Source organism: Yersinia alsatica, from assembly GCF_025133195.1.
In the GTDB taxonomy this organism is placed as follows: domain Bacteria; phylum Pseudomonadota; class Gammaproteobacteria; order Enterobacterales; family Enterobacteriaceae; genus Yersinia; species Yersinia alsatica.
In genome coordinates, this window is record NZ_CP104006.1 from 3,822,541 (window position 1) to 3,839,039 (window position 16,499).

The window sequence follows — 16,499 nt, forward strand, 5'->3', positions numbered from 1 at the left end:
ATTACCCGTTTAATTTTTAAATAAGAAAACATGAATTAAAAACATGATAAATTGATATTAAATCAATAACTGTCATTCCATTTCATTACGTTCAGAAGAAAGTGAACGAAATACCTGCGGCGTCACATTATAGGCCTGACGGAATACTTTGCAGAAATAACTGGTTTGTGAAAAGCCCAGATTCTTGGCAATGCTGGCAATGCTCCAATCGCTGTGTTGCAACATTTCTCTCGCATTGACCATCCGCTGTTGATTCACCCAAGCATTAAAACCTATGCCCTGATATTTTTTAAATAATTTGCTGAAGTAGTAAGGGCTGAGATAGACCTTGGCGGCAACCTCTTCAAGCCGCAACTCTTCTGATAGATGCGTATCGATATAGCGCAGTGCTTTCTTCATTTTACTGTCATGGGGATGGACCGGCCGTATTCTGCCAGGCTCTTTACTGCCCATATTGTCATTAATCACCACAAAATTGAGGTGTTTTTTCAAGCAGTTCTCAACGATCAACTTCAGTAAATCCGCCGAAGCGATCACTCGCGAGAAATCCATAATGGGCACATTGTGGAATTCATCTAACAGTGCCGGGTTCTGTTTCCAATTATTATCGATACTAAGAATATCAATAAGATAAACATCTGAATGCAACCGCACCTGACCGCATAAAACAAAACCAACCAAGTGACCGGCAATAACCAGTGGAATAGAAAAATCCGTTAACCCGGCATGGCAGCGATAGATACAAGGTTCATTAGATTTGGAAGCTTCAAGGCCACCGCAACGATCACTCATTCGACAACGAAGGTGGTTAACCGGATCCTGGCGCATCAATTGGCAAAACGGAGTGAAATTAAATAAGTCAGAAATCTCTTCGCCGTGAATATTCACCACCACCACTGCCAGCCCAGTTGCTTGAGCAAAATCCTGCGCGATTTTATTTATGAGCTCTGAGTTTAGAGAACTGGCAGAAATCATGATAAAACCTCTCAGTTAATTTTAATTTATTGTTATTAAGTTTCGTTTGTTGCTATAAATCATCCCTGCAATGATAAATGTGTTACTACATTGTTATATTTCAATTCCCATTAACAAGATGAAAACCTAATATCCCTGTGGCGGTCTATCTCCGGTAAATTGGAGAGAAATAACTATCAACCTTACCAGAGTCATAATCAACAGGGGACTATAATCAGTGCATTAACCAGAACAGATCACGAAATTTCCTCACCTTAATACCTGTTTGCAGTCCCAAGATGAGGAAGTCATCATTAATTTTCAGGACTATTTCACTGTTTCTTCATCATCTAACTTACAGGTATTGCAAGCCAGATTTTTACCAATAAAGACGCGATAAACTGCTGCCCCCAAGCATGCACCAATAATAGGTGCCACGATAGGAATGATGAAATAAGGAATATCACGCCCGCCAGTCATTGATATTTTTCCCCAGCCCGCAAAGAAGGTAAATATTTTAGGACCGAAGTCACGCGCTGGGTTCATGGCAAACCCGGTTAATGGGCCGGTAGAGGCACCGATTACCGCCACCAGAATACCAATCAAGAGTGGGCCCAATGCCCCACGCGGCACACCATTACCGTCATCGGTCAGCGCCATAATCAGCCCCATTAGAATCGAGGTAATGATAATTTCAACAAAGGCGGCCTGCCAAACACTGATAGCCGGTGATGGGAAGGTACTGAAAATACTCGCCAGTTGTAGGCTTTCTAAACTACCGCGCACCATCTGATGGGCAGTTTCAAAGTCAGTGAATAAGTTGTGATACAGCATATAAGACAGTGCTGCACCGCCAAAAGCACCCGCAACTTGTGCAATGCTGTAAGGAATTACTTTACGGCCAGGGAAACAGGCAAACAGCCATAGAGCAATGGTGATAGCTGGGTTGAGATGGGCACCGGAAATACCGGCAGTGAGGTAGACGGCCAGTGAAATCCCAAGCCCCCATACGATACAGATTTCCCACAGACCAAAACTGGCGCCAGCTACTTTCATTGCAGCCAGACAACTAATACCAAAAAATAAAAACAGCCCGGTACCGAGGAATTCCGCAATACACTGAGCTTTGAGCGAGTCGTTCATAGGGTTACCCTGCTTGTGATTAATTAAGTTATATGACGTTCTGTATCGAATGCACGGCCCATGACCTACTCACTATAAAGAGACGAAAAATGAAAGTGTTGTCGTAATCTGCCATTAATTAAACAAAAACTAGACTACCAATAACAAATTATTGCTATTTTACTGTCAAAAAAACCACTCAACGTCTTGAGAGTAAACAATTCAGTGGATTATTAAATAATGTGATTTTCTTGCCATTTATTCTTTCTATTATTGTTATCAAGCTCGCAGTTTCTCATTTAATGTGAGCCACACCTCCTTTATATTAATGCGCGTAAATATCAAAGATAATATTCAATGTCACTACTTAAATTGTAATTCTGAAGATGCCATAACCAATTATTACTACAAATAGATTGCGAAATAGACTTATAAAATAATACGTTAAGATATCCAATGACAATATTTTGTTATTTCATCACCAACCATTCTCGCCAGTAAATTCATTACAGCCATTCTTTTTCATTGCTTGTTTGTATATTCAATCCCAGCACGAACCTGACAACGTTATTTCTGAACATGACAATTCAAGCCACAACAAGGCTCCTGATATTCCGTCGAGGTATTTATGCAACAAGAAGCACTAGGAATGGTGGAAACCAAAGGGCTGACCGCTGCCATTGAGGCTGCTGACACCATGGTGAAATCGGCCAATGTGACGTTGGTGGGCTACGAAAAAATTGGCTCTGGTCTGGTCACCGTCATCGTACGTGGTGACGTGGGGGCAGTTAAAGCTGCCACTGATGCTGGCGCCATTGCCGCCGCTAACGTGGGCGAAGTGAAATCCACCCATGTTATTCCGCGCCCACATACCGATGTCGAGGCTTTTTTACCTAAAGGAAGTCGCTAATGAGCAGCAATGATCTGGTCGACCAAATCATGGCGCAGGTGATAGCGAAAGTCAGCGAATCGGCTTCGACATCTTCTTCACCCTCATTTGATAAACCATCATTCAATAAACAACCATCCTATAAACAACGAGATACGGCTATGGCTGAGAAAACTTGCAGTTTAACGGAATTTGTTGGTACCGCGATCGGTGACACGGTCGGACTGGTAATCGCCAACGTTGACAGCGCATTGCTCGATGCAATGAAGCTGGAAAAACGCTATCGCTCCATTGGCATTTTAGGCGCACGTACCGGTGCTGGCCCACACATTATGGCGGCGGATGAAGCAGTAAAAGCCACCAATACCGAAGTGGTCAGCATTGAATTACCGCGTGATACCAAAGGCGGCGCAGGTCATGGCTCGCTGATTATTTTCGGTGGTGACGATGTTTCAGACGTAAAACGCGCCGTCGAAGTCGCCCTGAAAGAGTTAGACCGGACGTTCGGTGACGTTTATGGCAATGAAGCCGGCCACATCGAATTGCAGTACAGCGCCCGCGCCAGCCATGCACTAGAAAAAGCATTCGGCGCGCCACTGGGCCGCTCTTGCGGGGTGATTGTCGGCGCACCGGCATCCATTGGTGTTTTGATGGCCGATACCGCCGTTAAATCCGCCAATGTTGACGTGGTGGCTTACAGCTCCCCGGCCCAAGGCACCAGTTTTAGTAACGAAGTGATCTTGGTTATCTCCGGTGATTCTGGCGCAGTTCGTCAGGCAGTGATTTCTGCCCGTGAGATCGGCAAAACGGTATTAGCGACCTTGGGTTCTGAACCGAAAAACGACCGCCCTTCTTATATCTGACGCCACAGTGAGGCTGTTTCATGAAATCGAAAAGATTTGAAGCGTTGGCGAAACGCCCGGTTAATCAGGACGGCTTTGTCAAAGAGTGGATCGAGGAAGGCTTTATTGCCATGGAAAGCCCGAATGATCCGAAACCTTCCATCAAGATTGTTAATGGTGTGGTGACCGAATTGGACGGCAAACCACAAAGCAGTTTCGACCTGATCGACCACTTTATCGCCCGCTACGGTATCAATCTGGAGCACGCAGAAGAAGTGATGAAGATGGATTCCATCAAGCTGGCCAATATGCTGTGTGACCCAAATGTGTCGCGCCGCACCATTGTGCCACTGACGACCGCCATGACACCGGCCAAGATCGTCGAGGTGGTATCCCACATGAACGTGGTGGAAATGATGATGTCGATGCAGAAAATGCGCGCTCGTCGTACCCCATCGCAACAAGCCCACGTCACCAACGTGAAAGATAATCCGGTGCAGATTGCCGCTGACGCCGCCGAAGGTGCATTCCGTGGCTTCGATGAGCAAGAAACCACTGTGGCTGTGGCCCGTTACGCGCCGTTCAACGCCATCGCGCTGTTGGTAGGTTCGCAAGTGGGTCGCCCGGGTGTACTGACGCAATGTTCTCTGGAAGAAGCTACCGAGCTGAAACTGGGGATGTTAGGCCACACCTGTTACGCCGAAACTATTTCGGTTTATGGCACTGAACCGGTGTTCACCGACGGTGATGACACGCCATGGTCAAAAGGTTTCCTTGCCTCTTCCTATGCATCACGCGGCTTGAAAATGCGCTTTACCTCGGGTTCCGGCTCTGAAGTACAAATGGGTTATGCCGAAGGTAAATCCATGCTGTATCTGGAAGCGCGCTGCATTTACATCACCAAAGCCGCCGGGGTTCAGGGGCTGCAAAACGGTTCCGTCAGCTGCGTCGGTGTGCCATCGGCGGTGCCATCTGGCATTCGCGCTATTTTGGCAGAAAACCTGATCTGTTCAGCGCTGGATTTGGAGTGTGCGTCCAGTAACGACCAGACCTTTACCCACTCAGATATGCGCCGTACTGCTCGCCTGCTGATGCAGTTCCTGCCCGGTACTGACTTTATCTCCTCTGGTTATTCTGCGGTGCCGAACTACGACAACATGTTCGCCGGCTCCAACGAAGATGCCGAAGACTTTGACGATTACAACGTGATGCAACGCGACCTGAAAGTCGATGGTGGCCTGCGTCCGGTATTGGAAGCTGACGTGGTGGCCATTCGTAATAAAGCCGCGCGCGCGCTGCAAGCCGTGTTCGCCGGTATGGGCCTGCCACCGATCACTGACGAAGAAGTCATTGCGGCGACTTATGCCCACGGTTCGAAAGATATGCCGGAACGTAACATCGTCGAAGACATCAAGTTCGCTCAGGAAATCATCAGCAAAAACCGCACCGGTTTGGAAGTGGTTAAGGCCTTGGCACAAGGCGGTTTCGAAGATGTGGCGCAAGACATGCTCAACATCCAGAAAGCCAAGATTGCCGGTGACTATCTGCATACCTCGGCGATCATCAAAGGCGACAACCAAGTGCTGTCGGCAGTGAATGACGTCAATGACTACGCAGGGCCAGCTACCGGTTACCGGCTGGAAGGTGCACGTTGGGAAGAGATCAAAAATATTCCAAACGCGCTTGATCCGAATGAGCTTGGCTAAGGGGTTCACGAGATGGTGGATATTAACGAAAAACTGTTACGCCAAATTATTGAGGGCGTATTACAGGAAATGCAGGGAGACCAGAATACCGTCTCCTTTAAGCAAGAGACTCAACCCGTAGCGGCGGTAAGCACTGGAGCAGCAGGGGATTTTCTCACTGAAGTAGGTGAAGCCCGCCCCGGCAGCCAACAGGACGAAGTCATTATTGCGGTTGGGCCAGCATTTGGTCTGTCACAAACCGCCAATATCGTCGGGATACCGCATAAAAACATTCTGCGCGAACTGATTGCCGGTATTGAAGAGGAAGGGATTAAGGCGCGCGTTATCCGCTGCTTTAAATCCTCCGACGTGGCCTTTGTTGCCGTCGAAGGCAACCGCCTGAGTGGTTCCGGGATTTCTATCGGCATTCAGTCAAAAGGCACCACGGTTATTCATCAGCAAGGTCTGCCGCCACTCTCCAATCTGGAGTTGTTCCCGCAAGCACCGTTGTTGACGTTGGAAACCTACCGGCTGATTGGCAAAAACGCCGCGCGTTACGCCAAGCGGGAGTCACCACAACCGGTTCCAACTCTGAATGACCAAATGGCCCGGCCAAAATATCAGGCTAAATCAGCGATTCTGCACATTAAAGAAACCAAATATGTGGTGACTGGCAAGAATCCTCAGGAACTCCGGGTAGCGCTTTAACAAAGGAAAACACAATGAATTCCGAAGCTATTGAATCCATGGTTCGCGATGTGTTGAGCAAGATGAACAGCTTGCAAGGCCAGTCGCCTGCTGCTTGCCCAGCACCGGCAGCCAGTTCGCGCAGCGATGCCAAAGTCTCTGACTATCCGCTGGCGAATAAGCACCCAGACTGGGTTAAAACCGCCACCAATAAAACTCTGGATGACTTGACGCTGGCTAACGTGTTGAACGGCAGTGTGACCTCACAGGATTTACGTATTACACCGGAAATCCTGCGTATTCAGGCCTCTATCGCCAAAGATGCCGGTCGCCCACTGTTGGCAATGAACTTCGAACGTGCGGCCGAGCTGACTGCGGTGCCAGATGACAAGGTGTTGGATATCTATAACGCCCTGCGCCCATTCCGCTCCAGTAAAGAAGAGTTGAATGCCATCGCCGATGATCTGGAAAAAACATACCAAGCCACTATTTGCGCCGCTTTTGTGCGCGAAGCTGCCGTTTTGTATGTCCAGCGCAAGAAGCTGAAAGGCGACGATTAATTCAGCAATAGCAAACGAAGGGAGATATGTCATTGGGGTCGTAGCGGCGTAAGTCGCCGGAGCGCTCCTAGCCATATAGGCCCTTCGCTCACCTCGGCGCAAGCAGAGGGTTATGTGGGCAAATAAGCTGTCAGCAATTTAAGGGAAGGAATATGGGGCGGTATATAGTCGGTGTGGATATCGGTAATTCATCAACAGAAGTGGCATTGGCACAATGCGCAACTGACGGTCAGTTACAGTTTGTTGCCAGCACTCTGACGGAGACCACCGGTGTCAAGGGGACGCAGCGCAATCTATTCGGCATCAATAAGGCGCTGAATATGTTGGTGGAAAAGGCCGGTATCACCCTCAGTGATATCAGTCTGATTCGCATCAATGAGGCAACCCCGGTAATTGGTGATGTGGCGATGGAAACCATCACTGAAACCATAATCACTGAATCCACCATGATCGGCCACAACCCGAAAACCCCCGGAGGGCTGGGGCTGGGTGTCGGGCTGACCATCACTATTGATGAGCTGGTAACTCGTGATCCCGCCCAACCTTACATTCTGGTGGTGCCCTCAACTGTCGATTTTGCTGATGTCGCCGCCGTGGTCAACGCCGCTAACGGTGCCGGATACCGCATTACCGCGATTATCTTGCAACGCGATGATGGCGTACTGGTTAGCAACCGCCTAAACCACCCGCTGCCGATTGTAGATGAGGTGCTGCATATCGACCGCATCCCCATGGGCATGTTGGCGGCGGTTGAAGTTGCCATGCCGGGTCAGGTGATTGAAAACCTCTCTAACCCTTATGGCATTGCCACGGTATTTGAACTCAGTGCCGAAGAAACCAAAAACATTGTTCCGGTCGCGCGCGCCTTGATTGGCACTCGTTCAGCGGTGGTCGTCAAAACACCTGAAGGGGATGTCAAAGCGCGCGCCATACCGGCCGGTCATCTGGAGTTGTTTGCCGAGGGTCGCACTGTCCGTGTGGATGTTGCCAGCGGCAGTGAAGCCATTATGACCGCAGTGAACAGCTTTCGGCATCTGGACAATGTCAGCGGTGAACCCGGCACCAATATCGGCGGCATGCTCGAGCACGTGCGCCATACCATGGCAGAACTGACCAACAAACCAGCCAATGAAATCTTTATTCAAGACTTGCTGGCGGTCGACACCGCCGTGCCGGTCAATGTCATTGGCGGTCTGGCGGGCGAGTTCTCGCTCGAGCAGGCGGTAGGTATCGCCTCCATGGTGAAATCTGATCGTCTGCAAATGGCGCATATTGCCAGTGAAATCGAGAAGACCCTGAATATTGATGTACAGGTCGGGGGGGCGGAAGCCGAAGCGGCGATACTCGGCGCGCTGACCACACCAGGGACGCGACGGCCACTCGCCATCCTCGATTTGGGCGCGGGTTCTACCGACGCCTCCATCATCAATGCCCAAGGTCAAATAGTGGCGACTCATCTGGCAGGAGCCGGAGACATGGTCACGATGATCATTGCCTCTGAACTGGATCTTCAAGACCGCTATCTGGCCGAAGACATCAAGAAATATCCATTGGCAAAAGTGGAAAGTCTGTTCCACCTGCGCCACGAAGACGGCAGCGTGCAGTTCTTCCCACAACCGCTGCCGCCCGAGGTCTTTGCCCGGCTGGTGGTCGTCAAACCGGAAGGTCTGGTGCCACTGCCGGGGGATTACGCACTGGAGAAAGTGCGCAATATCCGCCGCTCGGCGAAAGAGCGGGTGTTTGTCACCAATGCGCTACGCGCCCTGCGTCAAGTCAGCCCAACCGGCAATATCCGCGATATTCCCTTCGTGGTGCTGGTCGGCGGCTCGTCGCTGGACTTCGAAATCCCGCAATTGGTGACCGATGCCCTCTCCCACTACAAGCTGGTGGCAGGGCGCGGCAATATTCGCGCCAGTGAAGGTCCGCGCAATGCGGTGGCAACCGGGCTGATTCTGGCCTATCAGCGGGAGAGTTACTGATGAACTTCACCAATGATGCTCCCGCCATCGTAATCAGCCGAACCTCACAAACACCAGAGGCCATCTGGCACCAGGTGTTACTGGGCATAGAGGAAGAAGGCATTCCCTGGCAATGGCAGCAAGACGATGACACCGATGCCATACAGCGCGCCTGGCAGGCAGCCACCCGCTCTCCACTGTTGGTGGGGTTGGCATGTTCGGCCGACGAAGTAGTGGTGCATTACCGTAATTTACCGCCCGCTAGCCCGCTGTTCCGGCAGGCGTGGGCACAAGACGAAGACCAACTACGGCGACTCGGCAACAACGCCGCCCGGTTGGTTAAAGGTTTACCGTTTAAGTTTTCCACACTCAAATAGCAGGGCGTTATCAGTGCAGGCAGTTTGGACTCCGCCAGCGCACAGCCACCGGAGCGTACAAACAGTACGTGAGGATGGCGAGCACTGCCGGGGTTCAAAATGGCAAACAAGATAGCCCTAACTTTATAACAAGGAACTCAAATCTATGAACAACGCACTCGGACTCGTTGAAACCAAAGGCCTGGTCGCGGCTATCGAAGCAGCTGACGCCATGGTCAAGTCTGCCAACGTACAACTGGTGGGATACGAAAAAATCGGCTCTGGCTTAGTCACTGTCATGGTTCGCGGCGATGTCGGCGCAGTAAAAGCAGCTGTTGATGCCGGTTCTGCGGCAGCCAGCGCGGTGGGTGAAGTTAAATCCTGCCATGTGATCCCGCGCCCGCATAGCGATGTAGAAGCCATTTTACCGACCTCTGCCTAAGGGTAAGAAGAGGAGCACAGCGTGAAAACGTCACTGGGTTTACTTGAAGTTAGCGGTCTAGCGCTGGCGATCGGCGCGGCGGATGCCATGGCAAAAGCGGCATCCGTCAAGCTGATCGGGATAGAAAAAACCAACGGCTCCGGCTGGATGTTAATCCGCCTGACCGGTGATGTGGCCTCGGTTCAGGCGGCAATCAGTACCGGTGCCGCCTTTGCCGAACAGCATCATGGTTTGGTCTCACGCGCAGTGCTGGCCCGTCCGGCAACAGCGCTGATGACCTATTGGCTGGCTCCTACTGTTGCGGTGGCTGCTGTTGCGGTGGCTGCTGTTGAGGTAGCCGCTGCCGAGGTGACAGCTGTCGAACCGGCAGTAGAAACCCGCTCAGTTGCTGAAGAGACAGAAGAAGCCGATACCCAGCAACCTGCTGATATCGCCAGCGATGATGCGCCCAAACAGGCCATTAGTGCTGCCGAACCCGCAGTTAGCACCGATGAAAGTGAGGCCCAGCCAGCTCCGCGCGTGAGTTGTAATCTCTGTCTCGATCCGGCTTGCCGACGCCATAAAGGTGAGCCTCGCTTTCGCTGTATCCACTTGGGTAAACGAGGAAAAGTCTGATGGAAAAAGCGTTACTGGAACCCGTTGTCAGTAAGATCCTCGACGAAATGCGTCTTCGTCCGATCCCGCTTGGGGTTTCCAATCGACACCTGCATCTCTCGGTGCAGGACTACCAGCAATTGTTCCCAGACCAACCGCTGGTCGAGAAAAAAACGCTGCTGCAACCCGGCCAATTTGCTGCCGAACAGACGGTAACCTTGGTCGGGCCAAAGGGCAGCCTAAAAAACGTTCGGATTCTTGGCCCGTTACGTAGCCGCAGCCAGGTGGAAATTTCCCGCACCGATGCCCGCATCTTGGGGATTAATGCTCCCCTGCGCATGTCTGGCAATCTGGACAGCACCCCGGCAATCCGGCTGGTCAGCCCGTACGCTGAGCTGGAACTGCCCCATGGGGTGATTGTGGCACTGCGCCATATTCATATGTCACCGCTGGATGCCCTTATTTACCGGGTAAAACACGGCGACCGGGTGCAGGTAGCCATTCAGGGCAGTGGTCGTCGCTTAATTATGGACGATGTCGCTATTCGCGTTTCACCCCAAATGAGACTGGAAATGCACATCGATACCGACGAGGCCAATGCCGCAGGTGCCGACGACCCGGCCGCCTTTGCCACTTTGTTGACGCCACCACGGACAACGCAACCATGAATCTGACTCAGGCGCAAACCGAGCAACTGGTCAGCCAGATTGTCACGCGGTTGGCTGAGCGCGAGCGCCGGGTTCACGCCCTGTTGCTGCCTCAACTGCGCGCCGGGCTTGATCCAGCGGTATTCGTGCAACATGCCAATCTGCACCTGATGCTACCGGATTTGGCATTTATCTGCCGCTTGGCGCAATCCGATACCCACTGTCCGGCGGTAGCCGCACTGAACGAAGCCTGGTCATGGGGGATGAAAGTCCATATCAGCCTGCACCACCAGTTACTGCCCGCACTGCCCGCCGCTGCGCTGCGCCCGTTGCCGCTGACATTCAGTGACAGCCGTGGCATAGCCGTGCGGTTCTATGCCGGTAAGGTACTGAGTTATCGCGATATTGCCACACTCGGCCCCGGCTGGTTGCTTATTGACCACCACACACTGGTGACACCGCTGGCGCAAGACCAGTTGTCAGCCGGTCACATTCAACTGTTAAGGCAGGAGTAAATCATGCAACTGGCCAGAGTGGTAGGTTCCGTGGTCTCAACGCAAAAATCACCCACCTTGATTGGGAAAAAACTGCTGTTGGTGCGCCGTGTTGCCGGTGATGGCTCGCTGCCACCGGATAGCAAGACGCCGGATGAAGTGGCGGTCGATTCGGTGGGTGCCGGTCAGGGAGAGTTGGTGCTGTTATCAGGAGGGTCCAGCGCCCGGCGGGTGTTTGCCGAGCCGAATGATGCCATCGATCTGGCGATCGTCGCCATCGTCGATGAGTGTTCTTACTGATTGAGCAGGTGACTTTATGAGCATCTATACCAAAACAGGTGACGCGGGGACTACGGCCCTGTTCACCGGCCAACGGGTGAAAAAAAGCCACCCACGGGTAGAAACCTACGGCACCCTGGATGAACTGAATGCCGCACTGAGTTTGTGTGCCCGTGTAGCACAAGGTGAGGAAAACCTTCTGTTACTCGATGCCGTACAGCATCAGCTGTTTTATTTCAGTGCCGAACTGGCCAGTGAAGGTATCGAGACTCCGCCAGTTGGCCGCAAAAGTATTCACGAACAAGACATTCATGCACTGGAACACGCCGTTGACCGCTGCATGGCGCAGTTACCCCCGGTGCACGGTTTTATCCTGCCCGGAAATACCGAAGCCGGTAGCCGGCTGCATTTTGCCCGCACTCTGGCGCGGCGCTGCGAGCGGCGGCTGATTGAACTGGCAGAGCAAGTGCCCGTGCGCCCGGTGCTATTGCAATACCTGAATCGGTTATCCGATTGCCTGTATGCACTGGCTCGCGATGAAGACCAGCGCCAGCAGTTACAACAAACCGCTCAAACCGTGGTAGCCCGTTATCTGGCGGCCACTGAGGCATCAGCCATGCAAGCACCCCCTACTGCGGCGGCGCAAACCACACCACCCGCTACTGCCGGACTCGGATTTTCTGATGTCCATCAGTTGGTTAAGTTGGCTATCGATGCCGCCATGAAATTACATATTGCGGTGGTCGTGGCACTGGTCGACCGCCACGGCAATATGATTATGACCTACCGTATGCCCGACACCCTACTGGTGAGCAGTGAGCTGGCCCCGAAAAAAGCCTGGACCGCGGTGGCGATGAAAACGGCCACACACCAACTCAGCAACGCTATTCAGCCGGGGGCCGACCTGTTCCAACTGGAAGCCAGCACCGGCGGTAAAGTGGTGAGTTTTGGTGGCGGCTACCCGCTGTGGCGCAATGGCCAACTGGTAGGCGGTTTAGGGATTAGCGGCGGTAGCGTCGAACAAGATATGCACATAGCAGAAGCGGCCATATCGGCTTTACATCTGAGGAATGAATAATGAACATTAATAACCTTGAGTCTCTCATTCGCACTATCCTCACCGAGCAACTGACGCCCGCAACTGCGTCTGCCTCCAGCGCTATTTTTGCCAGCGTGGATGAAGCAGTGAATGCCGCCCATAGCGCATTTTTGCGCTATCAGCAGAGCCCGATGAAAACCCGCAGCGCCATTATCAGCGCTATTCGTGAGCAACTCAAACCGCAGCTAGCCTCTTTATCTGAACGCGGTGCCAGCGAAACCGGCATGGGGAATAAAGAAGATAAATTCCTGAAAAATAAAGCGGCATTGGAAAACACCCCCGGCATTGAAGATTTGTCCACCACCGCCCTGACCGGGGATGGCGGCATGGTGTTATTTGAATTCTCGCCATTTGGCGTGATTGGTTCCGTCGCCCCCAGCACCAATCCGACGGAAACCATTATCAACAACAGTATCAGCATGTTGGCTGCCGGTAATGCCGTCTATTTCAGTCCGCACCCCGGTGCCAAAGCAGTATCGCTGGATTTAATTGCCCAAATTGAAGAGATCGCTTTCCACAGTTGTGGCATCCGCAACCTGGTGGTGACGGTGAAAGACCCCAGTTTTGAAGCTACGCAACAGATGATGGCGCACGACAAAATTGCCTTACTCGCCATTACTGGCGGGCCAGCCATTGTGGCCATGGGCATGAAAAGCGGCAAGAAAGTGATTGGGGCTGGAGCCGGTAACCCGCCTTGTCTGGTGGACGAAACCGCCGAATTGGTAAAAGCGGCACAGGATATTGTGGCCGGTGCATCTTTCGACAATAACCTGCCCTGCATTGCAGAGAAAAGCTTGATAGTAGTGGAGAGTGTCGCCGACCGCCTATTGCAACAAATGCAGGCTTTCGATGCTTTGCTTATCAGTGATCCACAAGATGTCGACAGCCTGCGCAAAGCCTGTCTGACCCCGCAGGGCCACGCCAATAAAAACCTGGTCGGCAAAAGCCCGGTTGAGTTGCTGAAAGCCGCCGGACTCAGTTGCCCGGCCAAAGCACCGCGTCTGTTACTGGTTGAAGTGGCCGGTGACGATCCTCTAGTCACCACTGAACAATTGATGCCGCTGTTACCGGTCGTTCGGGTAAAGGACTTTGATGCCGGCCTGACACTGGCACTGCAAGTCGAAGCCGGCCTGCATCACACCGCAACCATGCATTCGCAGAATGTTTCGCGCCTGAATCTGGCTGCCCGTCTATTGCAGACCTCTATTTTTGTCAAAAACGGCCCGTCCTATGCCGGGATTGGCGTCGGTGGCGAAGGCTTTACCACTTTTACCATCGCCACCCCGACCGGAGAAGGCACCACGTCAGCTCGCACCTTTGCGCGCCAACGTCGTTGTGTACTGACCAACGGTTTTTCTATTCGCTGAGCGAGGACGTATGAAGACTTTTTTCCTGCAAACACGCATTTATAGCGGGGAAGGCAGCCTCAAAGTGCTGCAACGCTTCCATCAGCGCAAAATCTGGATAATTTGCGACGGCTTTCTGGCGACGTCCCCGCTGTTGGATCGCCTTAAAACAGCCCTGCCCGCCGACAATCAGATAAGCCTGTTCAGCGATATCACGCCGGACCCGAATATCGCCACCGTGGTCAAGGGTATCGAGCAAATGCATGCGCTAAGCCCGGATATTGTGATCGGTTTTGGTGGTGGCTCGGCGCTGGATGCGGCCAAAGCCATTGTCTGGTTTAGTCGCAAGCAAGGTCTGGAGATAGAAACCTGTATCGCCATCCCGACCACCAGCGGCACGGGTTCGGAAGTCACCAGTGCTTGCGTGATCAGTGACCCGGAAAAAAGTATTAAATATCCTCTATTTGACGATGAGATTTACCCGGATATCGCCATTTTGGATCCGGCGCTGGTAGCAACAGTGCCACCGGTTATCACCGCCAACACCGGGCTGGACGTGCTGACACATGCGCTGGAAGCCTATGTGTCGCCGCGCGCCAGTGATTTTACCGATGCACTGGCAGAGAAAGCGGTGCAGTTGGTGTTTCGTCACCTGCCAACCGCTTGCCGTAAAGGTGATTGCCTGATTACCCGCGGCAAAATGCACAATGCCTCCACCCTGGCTGGCATGGCATTCAGTCAGGCTGGGCTGGGTATCAATCATGCCATCGCGCACCAGTTGGGCGGGCAATTTCACATCGCTCATGGTTTGGCGAATGCGCTGCTGTTAGTGCCGGTCATTCGTTTTAATGCCGCCGATGTACGGGCGCGTAAACGTTATGCCCGACTGGCGAAAATATGCCATTTCAGCCCGGTAAAAGGTGATGAACGAGGGGCCGTCAATCAGCTCATTCATCAAATTGAGCTATTGAAACGCCAGTGCGGGATACCTCAACCCTTAGCGGCGATGAAAGTAAACGAGCGCCAGTTACAACAACGGATCCCGGACATGATAACCGCCGCACTGGCGGACGTCACACTGCGCACGAATCCACGCCCAGCTGACGATAATGACATCCGCGCAATTATCGAGGCACTTTATGAGTGATATTCAGATGCCTGATGCCTCCTTACTGCGCGCTCCCCCTGCTTATGGAGAACTGGCGCAATGTGATGCTGCCACCATCCAGCAGCGGGTACGTGATGCCGGTGTGGTCGGGGCGGGTGGGGCTGGGTTCCCGACCGCGGTGAAGCTTCAGGCGCAAGCAGATATTTTCCTGGTCAATGCCGCTGAGTGCGAGCCGATGCTGAAAGTGGACCAGCAGTTGATCCCGCGTCAGGCTGCGCGGCTGGTGCGTGGGGTGCTGTATGGCATGACCGCCACTGGCGCGCGCGAGGGAATTATTGCGCTGAAAGCCAAATATGTAGCGGCGATCGCGGCGCTGACTCCTCTGCTGCCCGCACAGATTCGCCTGCATATTTTACCCGACGTTTACCCCGCCGGTGATGAAGTGATTACTATCTGGCTGGCTACCGGTCGCCGGGTGCCCCCTGCGGCTCTGCCCGTCAGTATTGGCGTGGTGGTCAATAACGTACAAACCTTGCTTAATGTGGCGCGCGCGGTTGAACAACAATGGCCGGTGACTCGTCGTACCTTGACAGTGAATGGCGCGGTGGCGCGGCCATTAACCCTTACGGTGCCATTGGGTACTCCGCTGCGGGAAGTGCTGGCGCTAGCCGGTGGCGTCACCATCAATAACCCGGCCTATATCAATGGCGGCCCGATGATGGGCCATGCTGTGCATGACCTTGACCAACCGGTGACTAAAACCACCGGTGGCCTGTTGGTGCTGCCCGCTGACCATCTACTCATCACTCGCCGCGCCCGCAGTGATCAAGATGTGTTAGCCATTGCCCGCACGGTATGTGAACAGTGCCGCATGTGCACCGAGCTGTGCCCACGCCACTTGATCGGCCATGAATTGCCACCGCATCTGCTGGTGCGGGCGATTATCTATCAACAAGTTGCTACCCCGGATATCTTGCTCAGCGCCCTCACCTGCTCAGAGTGTGGGGTGTGTGAAAGCTACGCCTGCCCGGTGGATATCTCGCCAATGCGCATTAATCGCCTGCTGAAAACCCAGTTGCGAGCACAAGGTGCTCGTTATCAAGGTGAGCTGCGCGCAGCCGACCCGATGGCTAATTACCGTATGGTGCCGACATCCCGACTGATTGCCCGCCTGGATCTGACTGACTGGTATCAAGCCGCTCCATTTAACCAAGAGGCTTATCTGCCCCAACAGGTCATTTTGCCGCTGCGCCAGCATATTGGTGCGGCCGCCGAAGCCATTGTCACTGTGGGTGAACAAGTAGAGCAAGGCCAACTGATCGGGCAGATCCCAAACAGTGCCTTGGGTGCACCACTACACGCCAGTATCCGCGGTGTTATCACCGCCATCAGTACCAGCGCCATCACCATTGACCGGGTTTCTTAAAGAGGAGTGGG

Annotated in this window: 18 protein-coding genes; 16 read left to right on the forward strand and 2 right to left on the reverse strand. The window is 52.9% G+C overall.

What is annotated here, in order from left to right:
• Positions 1 to 72: 72 nt before the first annotated feature.
• Both pocR and pduF read right to left on the reverse strand, forming a co-directional pair.
• A complete protein-coding gene (gene pocR, locus N0H69_RS17070) occupies positions 73 to 975 on the reverse strand; it encodes a transcriptional regulator PocR (RefSeq protein WP_050106794.1) in 903 nt (300 codons plus the stop codon).
• Positions 976 to 1,281: 306 nt separating this feature from the next.
• A complete protein-coding gene (pduF, locus tag N0H69_RS17075; protein ID WP_050106795.1) occupies positions 1,282 to 2,097 on the reverse strand; it encodes a propanediol diffusion facilitator PduF in 816 nt (271 codons plus the stop codon).
• Positions 2,098 to 2,704: 607 nt separating this feature from the next.
• On the opposite strand from pduF, the gene pduA reads away from it, so the two are divergent.
• The 16 genes from pduA to N0H69_RS17155 all read left to right on the forward strand — a co-directional run bounded on the left by pduA (position 2,705) and on the right by N0H69_RS17155 (position 16,488).
• Positions 2,705 to 2,986, forward strand: coding sequence for a propanediol utilization microcompartment protein PduA (gene pduA / locus N0H69_RS17080; protein WP_050106796.1), 282 nt, complete (start codon positions 2,705 to 2,707; stop codon positions 2,984 to 2,986).
• Positions 2,986 to 3,828, forward strand: a complete 843-nt coding sequence (pduB, locus tag N0H69_RS17085; protein ID WP_050106797.1) for a propanediol utilization microcompartment protein PduB — start codon at positions 2,986 to 2,988, stop codon at positions 3,826 to 3,828. The genes pduA and pduB overlap by 1 nt, the downstream gene beginning before the upstream one ends.
• 20 nt (positions 3,829 to 3,848) lie before the next feature.
• Positions 3,849 to 5,513, forward strand: a complete 1,665-nt coding sequence (gene pduC / locus N0H69_RS17090; RefSeq protein WP_050106798.1) for a propanediol dehydratase large subunit PduC — start codon at positions 3,849 to 3,851, stop codon at positions 5,511 to 5,513.
• A gap of 15 nt (positions 5,514 to 5,528) precedes the next feature.
• Positions 5,529 to 6,200: a propanediol/glycerol family dehydratase medium subunit gene (locus N0H69_RS17095; RefSeq protein WP_172665435.1), complete on the forward strand. Its 672-nt coding sequence runs from the start codon at positions 5,529 to 5,531 to the stop codon at positions 6,198 to 6,200.
• Positions 6,201 to 6,214: 14 nt separating this feature from the next.
• Positions 6,215 to 6,739: a propanediol dehydratase small subunit PduE gene (pduE, locus tag N0H69_RS17100; protein ID WP_050106800.1), complete on the forward strand. Its 525-nt coding sequence runs from the start codon at positions 6,215 to 6,217 to the stop codon at positions 6,737 to 6,739.
• Positions 6,740 to 6,891: 152 nt separating this feature from the next.
• Positions 6,892 to 8,718 carry a diol dehydratase reactivase subunit alpha gene (locus N0H69_RS17105; protein WP_050106801.1) on the forward strand — a complete coding sequence of 609 codons (1,827 nt, stop codon included), beginning with the start codon at positions 6,892 to 6,894 and terminating at the stop codon, positions 8,716 to 8,718.
• On the forward strand, positions 8,718 to 9,074 hold the full coding sequence (locus N0H69_RS17110; RefSeq protein WP_050106802.1) for a glycerol dehydratase reactivase beta/small subunit family protein: 357 nt from the start codon (positions 8,718 to 8,720) through the stop codon (positions 9,072 to 9,074). Before N0H69_RS17105 ends, N0H69_RS17110 begins: the two co-directional genes overlap by 1 nt.
• Before the next feature lie 145 nt (positions 9,075 to 9,219).
• The gene (gene pduJ / locus N0H69_RS17115; protein ID WP_004090424.1) at positions 9,220 to 9,495 is read left to right on the forward strand and encodes a propanediol utilization microcompartment protein PduJ; all 276 of its coding nucleotides are present in this window, start codon (positions 9,220 to 9,222) and stop codon (positions 9,493 to 9,495) included.
• Positions 9,496 to 9,516: 21 nt separating this feature from the next.
• Positions 9,517 to 10,110, forward strand: coding sequence for a BMC domain-containing protein (locus N0H69_RS17120; protein WP_050151357.1), 594 nt, complete (start codon positions 9,517 to 9,519; stop codon positions 10,108 to 10,110).
• On the forward strand, positions 10,110 to 10,757 hold the full coding sequence (locus N0H69_RS17125) for a phosphate propanoyltransferase (RefSeq protein WP_050134614.1): 648 nt from the start codon (positions 10,110 to 10,112) through the stop codon (positions 10,755 to 10,757). The genes N0H69_RS17120 and N0H69_RS17125 overlap by 1 nt, the downstream gene beginning before the upstream one ends.
• Entirely contained in the window at positions 10,754 to 11,251 is a 498-nt protein-coding gene (pduM, locus tag N0H69_RS17130) for a microcompartment protein PduM (protein WP_050151358.1), read from the forward strand. The genes N0H69_RS17125 and pduM overlap by 4 nt, the downstream gene beginning before the upstream one ends.
• 3 nt (positions 11,252 to 11,254) lie before the next feature.
• Positions 11,255 to 11,530: a EutN/CcmL family microcompartment protein gene (locus N0H69_RS17135; protein ID WP_004710233.1), complete on the forward strand. Its 276-nt coding sequence runs from the start codon at positions 11,255 to 11,257 to the stop codon at positions 11,528 to 11,530.
• Positions 11,531 to 11,546: 16 nt separating this feature from the next.
• Positions 11,547 to 12,587 (forward strand): cob(I)yrinic acid a,c-diamide adenosyltransferase, encoded by a 1,041-nt coding sequence (locus N0H69_RS17140; RefSeq protein ID WP_050151359.1) that lies wholly within the window; start codon positions 11,547 to 11,549, stop codon positions 12,585 to 12,587.
• Positions 12,587 to 13,975 carry an aldehyde dehydrogenase family protein gene (locus N0H69_RS17145; protein ID WP_050145163.1) on the forward strand — a complete coding sequence of 463 codons (1,389 nt, stop codon included), beginning with the start codon at positions 12,587 to 12,589 and terminating at the stop codon, positions 13,973 to 13,975. The genes N0H69_RS17140 and N0H69_RS17145 overlap by 1 nt, the downstream gene beginning before the upstream one ends.
• Positions 13,976 to 13,985: 10 nt before the next feature.
• Positions 13,986 to 15,101 carry a 1-propanol dehydrogenase PduQ gene (locus N0H69_RS17150; protein ID WP_050151360.1) on the forward strand — a complete coding sequence of 372 codons (1,116 nt, stop codon included), beginning with the start codon at positions 13,986 to 13,988 and terminating at the stop codon, positions 15,099 to 15,101.
• Positions 15,094 to 16,488, forward strand: coding sequence for a 4Fe-4S dicluster domain-containing protein (locus N0H69_RS17155; protein WP_050151361.1), 1,395 nt, complete (start codon positions 15,094 to 15,096; stop codon positions 16,486 to 16,488). Before N0H69_RS17150 ends, N0H69_RS17155 begins: the two co-directional genes overlap by 8 nt.
• Positions 16,489 to 16,499 lie beyond the last annotated feature (11 nt).